This window comes from Actinomadura chokoriensis (assembly GCF_039529475.1).
Lineage (GTDB): Bacteria > Actinomycetota > Actinomycetes > Streptosporangiales > Streptosporangiaceae > Spirillospora > Spirillospora bangladeshensis.
The window spans coordinates 88,036-101,628 of sequence record NZ_BAAAMW010000022.1 but is presented as its reverse complement, the minus strand read 5'-3'; the positions used below and the strand labels follow the sequence as shown (position 1 = coordinate 101,628).

General features: G+C 72.2%; 10 protein-coding genes. 8 read left to right on the top strand and 2 right to left on the bottom strand.

Features of this window, described 5'->3' with window-relative positions; genetic code table 11:
- Positions 1-211 precede the first annotated feature (211 nt).
- The gene (locus ABFX46_RS34025; protein ID WP_346048026.1) at positions 212-2,299 is read left to right on the top strand and encodes a putative bifunctional diguanylate cyclase/phosphodiesterase; all 2,088 of its coding nucleotides are present in this window, start codon (positions 212-214) and stop codon (positions 2,297-2,299) included.
- Positions 2,300-2,630: 331 nt separating this feature from the next.
- Positions 2,631-2,948: a hypothetical protein gene (locus ABFX46_RS34020; protein WP_346048024.1), complete on the top strand. Its 318-nt coding sequence runs from the start codon at positions 2,631-2,633 to the stop codon at positions 2,946-2,948.
- Between the two features lie 3 nt (positions 2,949-2,951).
- Here ABFX46_RS34020 and ABFX46_RS34015 read toward each other — a convergent pair whose 3' ends face one another.
- Positions 2,952-3,200, bottom strand: coding sequence for a DUF6458 family protein (locus ABFX46_RS34015; RefSeq protein ID WP_346048023.1), 249 nt, complete (start codon positions 3,198-3,200; stop codon positions 2,952-2,954).
- A gap of 164 nt (positions 3,201-3,364) precedes the next feature.
- Here ABFX46_RS34015 and gatC point away from each other — a divergent pair, with 164 nt between their 5' ends.
- Genes gatC through gatB form a run of 3 tightly spaced genes read left to right on the top strand, consistent with a single transcriptional unit; the run spans position 3,365 to position 6,659 of the window.
- Entirely contained in the window at positions 3,365-3,664 is a 300-nt protein-coding gene (gene gatC, locus ABFX46_RS34010; protein WP_346048022.1) for an Asp-tRNA(Asn)/Glu-tRNA(Gln) amidotransferase subunit GatC, read from the top strand.
- Positions 3,664-5,160 carry an Asp-tRNA(Asn)/Glu-tRNA(Gln) amidotransferase subunit GatA gene (gene gatA / locus ABFX46_RS34005; RefSeq protein WP_346048021.1) on the top strand — a complete coding sequence of 499 codons (1,497 nt, stop codon included), beginning with the start codon at positions 3,664-3,666 and terminating at the stop codon, positions 5,158-5,160. The genes gatC and gatA overlap by 1 nt, the downstream gene beginning before the upstream one ends.
- 14 nt (positions 5,161-5,174) lie before the next feature.
- A complete protein-coding gene (gatB, locus tag ABFX46_RS34000; RefSeq protein WP_346048062.1) occupies positions 5,175-6,659 on the top strand; it encodes an Asp-tRNA(Asn)/Glu-tRNA(Gln) amidotransferase subunit GatB in 1,485 nt (494 codons plus the stop codon).
- Between the two features lie 40 nt (positions 6,660-6,699).
- Here gatB and ABFX46_RS33995 read toward each other — a convergent pair whose 3' ends face one another.
- Positions 6,700-7,797, bottom strand: coding sequence for a PQQ-dependent sugar dehydrogenase (locus ABFX46_RS33995; RefSeq protein ID WP_346048020.1), 1,098 nt, complete (start codon positions 7,795-7,797; stop codon positions 6,700-6,702).
- Between the two features lie 440 nt (positions 7,798-8,237).
- On the opposite strand from ABFX46_RS33995, the gene ABFX46_RS33990 reads away from it, so the two are divergent.
- From ABFX46_RS33990 to ilvN, 3 genes are all read left to right on the top strand, one after another.
- Positions 8,238-11,060, top strand: a complete 2,823-nt coding sequence (locus ABFX46_RS33990) for a putative bifunctional diguanylate cyclase/phosphodiesterase (protein WP_346048019.1) — start codon at positions 8,238-8,240, stop codon at positions 11,058-11,060.
- Positions 11,061-11,188: 128 nt separating this feature from the next.
- Positions 11,189-13,060 (top strand): acetolactate synthase large subunit, encoded by a 1,872-nt coding sequence (locus ABFX46_RS33985; protein ID WP_346048018.1) that lies wholly within the window; start codon positions 11,189-11,191, stop codon positions 13,058-13,060.
- Between the two features lie 5 nt (positions 13,061-13,065).
- Positions 13,066-13,590 carry an acetolactate synthase small subunit gene (gene ilvN / locus ABFX46_RS33980; protein WP_131940901.1) on the top strand — a complete coding sequence of 175 codons (525 nt, stop codon included), beginning with the start codon at positions 13,066-13,068 and terminating at the stop codon, positions 13,588-13,590.
- Positions 13,591-13,593: the final 3 nt, after the last annotated feature.

The window sequence follows — 13,593 nt, the reverse complement described above, 5'->3', positions numbered from 1 at the left end:
GGGTACACTCCAGTTACCCAACGATGAGCGGCGGGTACGGTACGGCATAACGGAACGTACGCAAACGGTTTCGCGAAGTTGAGCCGAGGCCGTACCCTCCCACTCATCACGACCTGTACCTGTATCTCCGGACGTAACACCCGGGGGGCGTCCCCCGAGGTCGGGGACGCCCGGTGCCGGGGGACGGCCCCCCGAACCCCCCGAGGATGTGATGAAGGACCCGAACAACACACGGAACACGGCCCCGCGCCGTGGTTCCCCGTTGTGGATCTACTTCGTCGTGGTCATCCTGCTCGGCGTCACGGCCGGCGGGGCCGCGTTCTCCGGGCTGAGCTCCGCCGACCTGGACGCGCTCGTCAGCACGCCCCTGTTCTGGATCCTCGGCTGCTTCATCGTGTTCGGCGAGCTGCGCCCGATCATCACCCCCGGCTCCACCGAGAACAACGGCGCCACCACCTCGACCACGTTCTCGTTCGCCGCGCTGCTGTACGCCGGCCTGCCCATCGCCGCCGCCCTGCAGGTCGTCGCCGTCGTCACCTGCGGGATCTTCCGCGGCCGCGCCCCGCACCGGATCGCCTTCAACGCCGCCCAGTACACCCTCAGCCTCGCCGCCGCCCAGCTCGTCCTCGCCCTGTTCGGCAACCTCGCCACCCCGTCCGACCTGTGGGTGCCGCACGGCTCCGACCTGCCCGCGATCGCGCTCGCCGGCGCCGTCTACTTCGCCTGCAACGACACCCTCGTCGGCTCCGCCGTCGCCCTGCACGCGCGCGTCTCGCTGGTCAAGGCGCTCCGCATGGACCTCGCCTACCAGGTGCTCGTCCACCTGGCCCTGCTCGGCCTGGCCCCGCTGATGGTCGTCGCGATGGACCGGTCCGCGCTGTTCGTCCCGCTCATCGTCCTGCCGTTCATCGCCGTCTACATGAACGCGTCGGTGTCCGTGCGGCGCGAGCACCAGGCCCTGCACGACGGGCTCACCGGGCTGCCCAACCGCAAGCTGCTGATCGTCCGCACCGAGGAGGCCCTCGCCGAAGCGCGCGGCGCCGAGCGGCGCCGCCTCGCCCGCCGCAAGACCGCCGACCCGCCCGACCACCGCGCCGGGCTGTTCCTCCTCGACCTCGACCGGTTCAAGGAGGTCAACGACACCCTCGGCCACCCCACCGGCGACCGGCTCCTGCAGCTCGTCGCGCACCGGCTCACCCACAGCGTCCGCCCCGGCGACCTCGTGGCGCGGCTCGGCGGCGACGAGTTCGCGGTGCTGCTGCCGACCGTCCGCGACGAGGCCGCCGCCCGCGAGGTCGCCGCCCGGCTGCGCGCCGCGCTCAGCGAACCCGTCCGCCTCGACGGCATGTCGTTCGACCTGGAGGCCAGCGTCGGCATCGCGCTGTTCCCCGACCACGCGCCCGACTTCGAACTGCTCCTGCAGCGCGCCGACGTGGCCATGTACAACGCCAAGGAGGCCCGCACCGGCGTCGAGATCTACTCGCCGACCAAGGACCGCAACTCCCCGGCCCGGCTGAGCATGCTCGGCGACCTCCGCCGCGCCATCGACCGCTCCGAGCTCGAACTGTTCTACCAGCCGAAGGTCTCGCTGCGGGACGGCCACCTCGTCGGCATGGAGGCCCTGCTGCGCTGGCGGCACCCCGACCAGGGGCTCCTCGAACCCGAGGCGTTCCTGTCCATCGCCGAGCAGACCTACCTGATGCGGTCCATCACCCACCACGTCGTCACCGCCGCGCTCGCGCAGACCGCCGCCTGGTGGCGCGAGGACCTCGCCGTCCAGGTCGCCGTCAACGCCTCCGGCCGCGACCTCCTCGACACCGGCCTCGCCGAGACCATCGAGGAGGGCCTGCTCGCCCGCGGCCTGCCCGCCGCCGCGCTCCAGCTGGAGATCACCGAGCGGATCCTGATGAACGAGCCCGCCTACGCCTCCGACACCGTCGGCGCCCTCGCCGACCTCGGCATCCCGCTCAGCCTGGACGACTTCGGCACCGGCTACTCCTCGCTCGTCCGGCTCAAGCGCCTCCCCGTCGAAGAGATCAAGATCGACGCCTCCTTCGTCCGCCGCATCGCCGAATCCCCCGACGACGCCGTCATCGTCCGCTCCATCGTCGACCTCGTCCGCACCCTCGGCCTCCGCTCCGTCGCCGAGGGCGTCGAAGACCCGGCCACCGCCGAGGCCCTCCGCGACATGGGCTGCGACGCCGCCCAGGGCTGGCACTTCGGCCGCCCCATGGACGCCCCCACCGCCACCGCCTGGCTCCGCCGCCACACGCAGATAACCCCGGAACCTGCTGCTTGACCCAGGGGGGGCGACTGTGTCTGCCCAGGGGGCGACCCCCTGGAACCCCCGTCACGAGCCGGTCGATCCTCACGCCACGGTGCGGGTTTGTTGTGACCGTGCGGGTTTGCCGGTGTCGCTGCGGTCGCCCGGCTCGGCGGGCAGGCCCGCTCCGGGCGCTAGAGCGCCCTCCGCGTGCCTGCCCGTGGTCGCCGCTTCGGGTCGGCGGCACGGCTCAGGTCCGGTCCAAGAGGGTGGGAATTGTGCTCGTCCGAGAGCCGCCCGGGGGGCTGACTTGCGGGTTTGCTGTTGGTCTTACGCGGTGTGGGTGGGGGCGCTACCATCTCGCGTCATGAACGCCGCGCGCGGAGTGATTCTTGGACTGTGCATCCTGGTGGCCGGAGGCGTGTTCTTCGGTGTCATCTCGGATCTGCCCGACAACCAGAGCGACGCCAATATCGGCGACCTCATCAGCGTGCTCCTCGGGGGATTCGTCATGCTGTCGGCCGCGGTCATCGGGGCGGGCGCGCTGGCCGGGATGAGCGCGTCGGAGTCGCCGGCGAAGACGGTGACGTTCCCGTTCCAGCAGGGGCAGCCGTATGCGCAGCCGGGCGCGGGGGCGCAGCAGCCGGTGCCTCAGCAGTACCGGCCGCCGCAGCCGCCGCAGTAGGGGTCAGTACGGGCGGCGGCGGGTCTCGTAGTCGTCCTCGTAGTACTCCTCGCGGACGCGGGGCGGGGGACGGCGGTCGACCGCGCGGCGGGCGGACACGATCCGGACGATGCCGATGACCAGTCCGATCAGGCCGCCGACCATCAGGATCACGCCGACCAGGCGGATGTCGATGCCGCTGAACTCGTAGTTGACCGCATAGGCCAGGATCGCGCCGATGATGATCAGGGCGATGCTGCCGCCGATGGTCACGGCGGGCTCCTCTCGTCGTCCCGGGGGTGGACGTGACAAGCGTTCCCCGCAGGCGGAGATGAAACGGCGCGCCGTGGTCGCGCCCGCGTAAAGCGGTCGGGCGGCGGGGCGGCGGGCCCATAGGATGGCGGTGAACCCACTTCATCGCAGGAACGGTTTCTCTCATGTCCGCCATCACCCGTGACGAGGTCACGCACCTCGCCCGGCTGTCCCGGCTGGCGCTCGGCGACGATGAGCTCGACCATCTCGCCGCCCAGCTCGACCAGATCATCTCCGCGGTCGCGCGGGTGCAGGAGGTCGCGGCGGAGGACATCCCGCCCACCTCGCACGCGCTCCCGCTGACCAACGTCTACCGGACGGACGAGGTACGGCCGTGCCTCTCCCCCGAGCAGGCCCTCGCCGGCGCGCCGGCGGCCGAGGAGCAGCGCTTCCGCGTCCCGCGGATCCTGGACGAGGAGGCCTGATGGAGCTGGTCAGGAAGGGCGCGGCGGAACTCGGGGAGCTGCTCGCCGCCGGTGAGGTGTCGGCCGTCGAGGTCGCCGAGGCGCACCTCGACCGCATCGCGGCCGTGGACGAGCGGGTCAACGCGTTCCTGCACGTCGACCGCGACACGACGCTGGCGCAGGCGCGGAGGGTGGACGAGCGGCGCGCGGCGGGCGAGGAACTCGGCCCGCTGGCCGGCGTCCCGATCGCGCACAAGGACGTGTTCACCACGACCGACATGCCGACCACCGCGGGGTCGAAGATCCTCGAGGGGTGGCGGCCGCCGTACGACGCGACCATCACGGCGCGGCTGCGGCAGGCGGGGCTGGTGATCCTCGGCAAGACCAACATGGACGAGTTCGCCATGGGGTCGTCCACCGAGAACAGCGCCTACAAGACCTCGCGCAACCCGTGGGACCTGGAGCGCATCCCGGGCGGGTCGTCCGGCGGGTCGTCCGCGGCCGTCGCCGCGTACGAGGCGCCGCTGTCGACCGGCACCGACACGGGCGGCTCCATCCGGCAGCCCGCCGCCGTCACCGGCATCGTCGGGATGAAGCCCACCTACGGCGGCTCGTCCCGGTACGGGGTGATCGCGTTCGCGTCCTCGCTGGACACGCCCGGCCCGTTCGCGCGCAACGTCCTCGACGCGGCGCTGCTGCACGAGGCGTTCAGCGGGCACGACCCGATGGACTCGACGTCGGTGAGCGAGGCCGTCCCGCCGGTCGTGGAGGCCGCCCGGCACGGCGACGTCAACGGCCTGCGGGTCGGCGTCGTGAAGGAGTTCGCCGGCGACGGCTACCAGCCGGGCGTGACCGCCCGGTTCAACGAGGCGGTCGAACTGCTGGAGTCGCTCGGCGCGAAGGTCGTCGAGGTGTCCTGCCCGAACTTCACCTACGCGCTGCCCGCCTACTACCTGATCGCGCCGTCGGAGTGCTCGTCCAACCTGGCCCGCTTCGACGCGATGCGGTACGGCCTGCGCGTCGGCGACGACGGCTCCCGCAGCGCCGAGGAGGTCATGGCGCTGACCCGCGCCGAGGGCTTCGGCCCCGAGGTCAAGCGCCGCATCATGCTCGGCACGTACGCGCTGTCGTCGGGCTACTACGACGCCTACTACGGCAAGGCGCAGCAGGTCCGCACGCTGATCAAGCGCGACTTCGAGGCCGCGTTCGAGCAGGTGGACGTGCTGGTGTCGCCGACGACGCCGACCACCGCGTTCCCGATCGGCGAGCGCGCCGACGACCCGATCGCGATGTACCTGGCCGACCTGTGCACGATCCCGGCGAACCTCACCGGCAACGCCGCGATCTCGGTGCCGTGCGGCCTGTCGGACGGCCTGCCGGTCGGCCTGCAGATCATGGCCCCGGTCCTCGGCGACGACCGCGTCTACCGCGTCGGCGCCGCCGTCGAGCGGGCCCTGGAAGACCGGTGGGGCGGCCCGCTGCTGGCCCAGGCCCCGGAACTGGTGGAGGCGAAGTGACGACCCCGACGCTGATGGACTACGACGAGGCGCTGGCGAAGTTCGAGCCGGTGCTCGGGATCGAGACGCACATCGAGCTCGGGACCGCGTCGAAGATGTTCTGCGGCTGCCCGACGGAGTTCGGGGCCGACCCGAACACGCAGGTGTGCCCGGTGTGCCTGGGGCTGCCCGGGGCGCTGCCGGTGACCAACCACGCCGCGATCGAGGGCATCATCAAGATCGGGCTCGCGCTGAACTGCGACATCGTGGAATGGTGCCGGTTCGCCCGGAAGAACTACTTCTACCCGGACATGCCGAAGAACTTCCAGATCTCGCAGTACGACGAGCCGCTCTGCGTGGACGGCCACCTGGACATCGAGGTCGAGGGCGAGACGTACCGGATCGAGATCGAGCGCGTCCACATGGAGGAGGACACCGGCAAGTCGCTGCACGTCGGCGGGTCGACCGGGCGCATCCAGGGGGCCGAGTACTCGCTGGTGGACTACAACCGGGCCGGCATCCCGCTGGTGGAGATCGTCACCCGGCCGATCCCGGCGACCGGCGACAAGGCGCCGCTGGTGGCGCGGGCGTACGCGACGGAGCTGCGCGAGCTGGTCCGCTCGCTCGGCGTCTCGGACGTCCGCATGGAGCAGGGCTCGATGCGCTGCGACGTGAACGTCTCGCTCATGCCGCGCGGCGCGCAGGAGTGGGGCACCCGGACGGAGACGAAGAACGTCAACTCGCTGCGGTCGGTGGAGCGGGCCGTCCGGTCGGAGATCGAGCGGCAGGCCGGTGTGCTGGACGCGGGCGGGCGCGTGGTCCAGGAGACCCGCCACTTCCACGAGGACACCGGCCGCACCACGAGCGGGCGCAGCAAGGAGGAGGCGCAGGACTACCGCTACTTCCCCGAGCCCGACCTGGTGCCGATGGCGCCGTCCCGGGAGTGGGTCGAGGAGCTGCGCGCGTCGCTGCCGGAGCTGCCCGCGGCGCGGCGGCGCCGCATCCAGGCGGAGTGGAACCTGTCCGACCTGGAGCTGCGGGACGTCGTCAACGCCGGCGCCGTCGACCTCATCGAGGCGACGATCGCGCAGGGCACCGACGCGCCCGCGGCCCGCAAGTGGTGGATGAACGAGCTGTCGCGGCGCGCGACCGAGCAGGGCGTCGAGCTGGCGGACCTGCCGATCACGCCGGAGCAGGTCGCGCGGGTGCAGGCGATGATCACGGCCGGGGAGCTGAACGACAAGCTGGCCCGGAAGGTGTTCGAGGGCGTCCTCGCGGGCGAGGGCACGCCGGACGAGGTCGTCGCGAAGCGCGGCCTCAAGGTCGTCAGCGACGAGGGCGAGCTGTCGTCGGTCATCGACCAGGTGATCGCCGACAACGCGGCCGTGGCCGACAAGATCCGGGCCGGCAAGGTCGCCGCGGCCGGCGCCCTCGTCGGCGCCGTGATGAAGGCGACCCGCGGGCAGGCCGACGCCGGGCGGGCGCGCGAGCTGATCCTGGAGAAGCTCGGCGCGTCCTGACGCGTGGCGCCGTCCCGCGGCGGGAGCCGCGGGACGGCGGTCAGCCGGCCGGCACGCTGAGAATGCGGTCGTCGTCCCGGGCCGGCTCGCCGCGGCCGTCGCGGTTGCTGGTCGTCACCCAGAGGGTGCCGTCCGGGGCCGTGACGACGGCGCGCAGCCGGCCGAACTCGTTCTCGAAGTGCGCGACCGGCCGACCCGCCTTGCCGTTGTCCAGGGGGACCTGCCAGAGGCGCTCGCCGCGCAGGGCGGCTGCCCACAGGGAGCCGTCGGCGTAGGCGAGACCGGACGGGGACGCCTCGTCGGTCGTCCACGTCAGCAGCGGTTTCGTGAAGCCGTCGCCGCCGTCCTCGTCGCCCTCGACCTCGGGCCAGCCGTAGTTGCGGCCCTTCTGGATCAGGTTGATCTCGTCGAAGCGGTTCTGGCCGAACTCGGTGGCGTAGAGGCGGCCCTCGCCGTCCCACGCGAGGCCCTGCACGTTGCGGTGCCCGTAGGTCCAGACGCGGTTCCCGAACGGGTTGCCGGGGGCGGGCTTCCCGTCGGGGGTGACCCGGAGGATCTTCCCGGCGAGGGAGCCCTTGTCCTGGGCGAGAGGGCCGTCGCCGGTCTCGCCGGTGGTGATGTAGAGCATCTTGTCCGGGCCGAACGCCAGCCGGCCGCCGTCATGGTTGGGGCCCTTCGGGATGCCGGTGACGATCGGCTCGGGCGTGCCGAGGCGCCCGTCGTAGGTGGCGCGGACGACACGGTTGTCCGACGCGGCCGTGTAGTACAGGTAGACGAGGTGGTCGGTCGAATAGGACGGGGACACCGCTACGCCCAGTAGTCCTGCTTCCGACTGCGGCTCGACGCCGGGCACCGTGCCCACGGTCGTCTTCTTCCCGGACGGCGTGACCCGCACGACGCGAGCGGAGTCGCGTTCGGTGACGAGGGCGTCTCCACCGGGCAGGAACGCGACCGCCCACGGCACCTCGAGGCCCGACGCCACCGTGCGCGGCTTGCCGGTCGCCTCCGCCGGCGGGCCGGACGTCGGCGGCGCCGGTGTGCGCGCACCGCCGTCACCGTCCCCGCCGCCACCGGACGAGGACGAGCAGCCCGCCAGGAGCACCGCGGCGGAGACCAGGACGATCGTGTGCAGTCGCATGTACGCCTCCCGTAGGTAGTACGGATCCGGCGTGCGGGTCGTTCCCCGTCACCGAGCGTCATGCGGGGCAAGCCGCCGATTCGGTGACGATCGCCTTTCGGTCGTCCCAAACGGATCCGCCACGAGGGCGTTTGTCGCCGGGAGGACGCCCAGCCTCAATCGCTCCGTGACCTACCGAACGTACATTGAGCGACACGGTGATCCCGTAGTGCAGCAACGTCGCTGATCTCCGGCAGGCGGCTCCGGCAGGCATGCTCCCCCCAGGCAGGCCGGTTCCCCCGCCACCGCTCCGCGCCGACCCTGCGCGGGGCACGATCCGCGACCTTCCGGCCGTTGTACGAGCGGCGAGGGTCGTGGACCCACTCTCCCCCCGGCGTGCGGCGTCACCGTCCGCGGGGGCCGGCACGCCCCCACCGGGGGGCAGGAAGGGACACGGCGCGATGAGCGGCGACTACACGAGGCGGATACCGCCGCGTGCGCTGCCGGTCGCCATGGCCGCGGTCGTCGGCGTGCTGTACGCCACCGGGTCGCTGCTGGGCTGGGGCGGCCGGGCCTTCATCGCCTGGGCGGAGGCCGCCGCCGCGGGCGCCGCCGCGGTCTCGCTGCTGCTGTCGTCCCGCCGGCCGGACGGCGTCCCGGCGGAGCCGGGCGTCCCGGGCGGGCTGTGGCGCGCGTCGCAGCGCTGGTACGGCATCGCCGCCGCGTCCTGGTTCGCCGGCGCCGTCGGCGGAGCCCTGTCGGACGGCCCCGGCCGCAGCGCGCTGTCGCTGTCGGTGCCCGACCTGTTCTACCTGTTCGCGCTGGTCGCGCTCGTCACCGGCCTCGTCGTGCCGATCCGGCTGCCCCGCGACGCGGGGACGTGGCTGCGCTACGCCGCCGACACCTACGTCTGCGCCTGCGCGCTGTTCGTGCTCGGCTGGGTCGCGCTGTTCGGCACCCTGTACCACCGGTCGGGGGAGTCGCCGTCGGAGTTCGGGCTGGAGCTGCTGTACCCGCTGATCGACATCGTGTTCGTCTGCGGCGCGCTGCCGTTCGTGCTCGGCGCCGCGCGCGGGCACCGGCGGCTCGCCTGGATGGGGTACGGCGCGCTGGCGGCGATCGGGGCCGCCGACATCGTCACCACGTTCGTCCGGCTGGACGGCGGCGGACTCTCCGACGACCCGTCCGACATCCTGCGCCTCGCCGGGCTGCTGCTCCTGCTGCTGGTGCCGTGGACGGGCCCGGCCGCCGAACCGGACCTGCCCGTCGACGACATCCCCGCGGACGTGGCGGTCGAGGCCGAGGAGTGCGGCCGCATGATCGGGCCCGGCATCGCGCCCGCCGCCGTGGCCGCCGCGGCGGCGCTGTTCATCGCCGGGCACTCCCTCACCGGGCGCAACGGCCTGGAGCCCGGCATCTCGATCGCCGCGGGCTCGGCGGCGCTGGTGCTGATCGCGCGGCTCGCGGCGCTGCTGCGGGAGAACGACGCGCTGCGGCGCGCCGTGGAGACCGGCGAGGAGCACTTCCGGGCGCTGTCGGAGAGCATCAACGACGCGGTCCTCATCTGCGACCTGGACGCGACCGTCCGGTACGCCAGCGCGGGCGCGCTGCGCATGTACCACTACACGTCCGACGAGCTGCTCGGACGCCCCCTGAACGAACTCGTCCACCCCGAGGACGTCCCGCACGTCCAGGCGGTGTTCACCGAGTTCCTGGACGAGCAGGCCGGCCTCGGCGGCCCCGACGACGTGCTCCGGGTGTCGTGCCGGGTGCGCGCCGCCGACGGCACGTGGCTGCCGACCGAGTCGACGATCTCCCGGTACAGCGGCTCGGACGGGACGCCGGCGCGGCTGCTGGTCACCACCCGCGACCTCAGCGAGCGGGCGGCGCTGCAGCGGCAGGTCGCGCACCTGACGTTCCACGACGGGCTGACGGGTCTGCCGAACCGGTCCTACTTCGAGGAGCGGACGCGGGAGGTCCTGTCGCGGCAGCCGTCCGGCGGCAAAGTAGCGGTGGTGTTCGTCGACCTGGACGGCTTCACCGCGGTGAACGACTCGGAGGGGCACGCGGCCGGCGACCAGGTGCTCGCGCAGGCGGCCCGGCGGCTGCGCGCGAACGTCCTGTCCGACGACACGGTGGCGCGCTGGGGCGGCGACGAGTTCGCCGTCCTCGTGCAGCTGCCGCCGGACGACCGCGAGACGCGCGCCACGGTCGAGCTGGCCGGACGGCTCCTGCGCGTCCTCTCGGTCGACCCCTACCAGGTCGGCGACAAGCACATCGTGCTGACCGCGAGCGTCGGCATCGCGTTCGCCGGCGACGACGAGGAGCCCGCCGCCGGCGCCGACGGTGGCCGCCGGGTCCGCCGCACCGCCGCCGACCTGCTGCGCAACGGCGACCTGGCGATGGCCCGCGCGAAAGAGGCGGGCGGCGGGCGCGTCGAGGTGTACGCGCCGCACATGCACGCCGACGTCGTCCGGCGGCTGGAGCTCGGCAGCGACCTGCAGGCCGCGCTCGCCGAGGAGCAGTTCGCGGTCGAGTTCCAGCCGGTGGTGGACCTCGGCACGTCCCGGGTGACCGGGGTGGAGGCGCTGCTGCGCTGGTGGCGCGGGAACGAGGCGGTCCCGCCGGAGGAGTTCATCGGCCCGGCGGAGGAGTCCGGCCTGATGATCCCGCTCGGGGAGTGGGTGCTGCGCGAGGCGTGCCGGGAGGTCGCCCGGTGGCGCGGCGACTCCTGGGACGTCGGCCTGTCGGTGAACTTCACCGCCCGGCAGATCGCCGCGCCGCGCTTCACCGAGACGGTCGCGGCGGTGCTGGAGGAGACGGGGCTGGCGCCGAGCGCGCTCACGCTGGAGGTCCGCGAGGAGGTCCTCGTCGAGGACGCCGGCCAGAACGTGGCGCGGCTGTCGGAGCTGCGCGACCTCGGCGTGCGGCTGGCGATCGACGACTTCGGCACCGGGTACGCCTCGCTGGCCTACCTCGGCCAGCTCCCGGTCGACATCATCAAGATCGACCCGTCGTTCGTGGCGGGTCTCGGCTCGGACGAGACGCTCACGCTGCTCACCCGTACGATCGTGCGGCTCGGCAGCGACCTCGGGCTGACCGTGGTCGCGGAGGGCATCGAGCGGCCCGAGCAGCTGGAGCTGCTGCGGGAGATGGGCTGCCCGCGCGGCCAGGGCTTCCTCGTGGCGCGGCCGATGGCGGCCGGGCGGGTCGAGTCGCTGGTGCGGACGAACCTCGGCGGCCGCAGCCGTCCCGGCGACGTGGCGCTGCCCCTCCCGGGCTGAGCCTCCGCCCGCGTGAAACGCGGCACAATTGTCTCAGGATATGAGATTTAGTGTCCACGGATTTGACCACGGGCCGGACATCGGCGAAAGTAGGCCCGTGCAGAGCACTTCCACCATCCTCGTAGTACTTGGCCGGCGCGCGGGCTGACCAAGCTTCTCGTCCTGCGCGCCTCCCCTCGACCGCTTCACGGCGGCGGGGGTTTTTTGTTGCCCGGCGAGCCAAGACTCACTCCCCAAGGAACCGCAGAATCATGACGACCGAACAGATGACGGGAGCCCAGGCGCTGGTGCGCGCCCTGGAGAACGTCGGCGTCGACACCGTGTTCGGCATTCCGGGTGGCGCGATCCTCCCGGCGTACGACCCGCTGTTCGACTCCAAGAAGCTGCGCCACATCCTCGTCCGGCACGAGCAGGGCGCCGGCCACGCCGCCCAGGGCTACGCGATGGTGACCGGCAAGGTGGGCGTCTGCATGGCCACCAGCGGCCCCGGCGCGACCAACCTGGTCACGGCGATCTCCGACGCCTACATGGACTCGGTGCCGATCGTGGCGATCACCGGCCAGGTCGCGTCCTCCCTCATCGGGACGGACGGCTTCCAGGAGGCCGACATCGCCGGCATCACGATGCCGATCACCAAGCACAACTTCCTGGTCACCAAGGCCGCCGACATCGGCCGGACGATCGCCGAGGCGTTCCACATCGCGGGCACCGGCCGGCCCGGCCCGGTCCTGGTCGACATCGCCAAGGACGCGCTGCAGGCCACCGTCGAGTTCGAGTGGCCCGTCCAGCTCCAGCTGCCCGGCTACCGGCCCGTGACCCGGCCGCACTCCAAGCAGGTCCGCGAGGCGGCCCGGCTGATCGTGAACGCCGAGCGGCCGGTGCTGTACGTCGGCGGCGGCGTGCTGAAGGCCGGCGCGTCCGCCGAGCTGAAGGTGCTCGCCGAGCTGACCGGCGCGCCCGTCGTCACCACGCTGATGGCCAAGGGCGCGCTGCCCGACAGCCACCCGCTGCACATGGGCATGCCCGGCATGCACGGCGGCGTCGGCGCGGTCGGCGCGCTGCAGCGCTCGGACCTGCTGGTCACCCTCGGGGCCCGGTTCGACGACCGGGTCACCGGCAAGCTGGACGGGTTCGCGCCGCACGCCAAGGTCGTGCACGCCGACATCGACCCGGCGGAGATCTCCAAGAACCGGCACGCCGACGTCCCGATCGTCGGGGACGCCCGCGAGGTCATCGCCGACCTGATCGTCGCCGTGCAGAACGAGCACGAGCAGGGCCACAAGGGCGACTACACCGACTGGTGGCGGCAGCTCGACGCCTGGCGCGAGACCTACCCGCTGGGCTACGACACGCCGGAGGACGGCTCGCTGTCCCCGCAGTACGTCATCGAGCGGATCGGGGCGATCGCCGGGCCGGACGCCTACTACGTCGCGGGCGTCGGCCAGCACCAGATGTGGGCCGCGCAGTTCATCAAGTACGAGCGGCCGGGCGCGTTCCTGAACTCCGGCGGCGCCGGGACGATGGGCTACGCCGTCCCCGCCGCGATGGGCGCCAAGGTCGGCGCCGCCGACACGACGGTCTGGGCGATCGACGGCGACGGCTGCTTCCAGATGACCAACCAGGAGCTCGCGACCTGCGCGATCGAGGGCATCCCGGTGAAGATCGCCGTGATCAACAACGGCAACCTCGGCATGGTCCGGCAGTGGCAGACGCTCTTCTACAACGAGCGCTACTCCAACACCAACCTGCACGCCGCCAAGCGCATCCCCGACTTCGTCAAGCTCGCCGAGGCCTACGGCTGCGTCGGCCTGCGCTGCGAGAAGGCCGAGGACGTCGACGAGGTCATCGCCAAGGCCATGGAGATCAACGACGCCCCGGTCGTGATCGACTTCGTGGTCCACAAGGACGCCATGGTCTGGCCGATGGTCGCGGCCGGCACCACCAACGACGACATCCAGATCGCGCGGGACATGGCGCCCGAGTGGGAGAACGGAGACTGACCCCGATGAGCCTGCACACCCTCTCGGTGCTGGTGGAGAACAAGCCCGGCATCCTCGCCAGGGTCGCGGCGCTGTTCTCCCGGCGCGGCTTCAACATCGAGTCCCTCGCGGTCGGCACCACCGAGCACCCGGACATCTCCCGGATGACGATCGTGGTGAACGTCGCGGGCCTGCCGCTCGAGCAGGTCACCAAGCAGCTGAACAAGCTGATCAACGTCCTGAAGATCGTCGAGCTGGACTCCTCGGCGTCCGTCCAGCGCGAGCTCGTCCTGGTCAAGGTGCGCGCCGACGCGGAGACGCGGTCGCAGGTGCTGGAGACCGTCAACCTGTTCCGTGCCAAGGTGGTGGACGTCGCGCCGGACGCCGTCACCATCGAGGCGACCGGCAACCGTGACAAGCTGGACGCCTTCATCAGGGTCCTGGAGCCGTTCGGCATCAAGGAACTGGTGCAGTCGGGCATGGTGGCCATCGGCCGCGGCGCCCGGTCCATCACCGACCGCTCGCTGCGGGCCATCGAGCGCAGCGCGTGAACT

Bases quoted from the DNA above. Each gene is read 5' to 3' on its own strand.
- ABFX46_RS34025 (WP_346048026.1), top strand. From the start codon at position 212: ATGAAGGACCCGAACAACACACGGAACACGGCCCCGCGCCGTGGTTCC.
- ABFX46_RS34020 (WP_346048024.1), top strand. From the start codon at position 2,631: ATGAACGCCGCGCGCGGAGTGATTCTTGGACTGTGCATCCTGGTGGCC.
- gatC (WP_346048022.1), top strand. From the start codon at position 3,365: ATGTCCGCCATCACCCGTGACGAGGTCACGCACCTCGCCCGGCTGTCC.
- gatA (WP_346048021.1), top strand. From the start codon at position 3,664: ATGGAGCTGGTCAGGAAGGGCGCGGCGGAACTCGGGGAGCTGCTCGCC.
- gatB (WP_346048062.1), top strand. From the start codon at position 5,175: ATGGACTACGACGAGGCGCTGGCGAAGTTCGAGCCGGTGCTCGGGATC.
- ABFX46_RS33995 (WP_346048020.1), bottom strand. From the start codon at position 7,797: ATGCGACTGCACACGATCGTCCTGGTCTCCGCCGCGGTGCTCCTGGCG.
- ABFX46_RS33990 (WP_346048019.1), top strand. From the start codon at position 8,238: ATGAGCGGCGACTACACGAGGCGGATACCGCCGCGTGCGCTGCCGGTC.
- ilvN (WP_131940901.1), top strand. From the start codon at position 13,066: ATGAGCCTGCACACCCTCTCGGTGCTGGTGGAGAACAAGCCCGGCATC.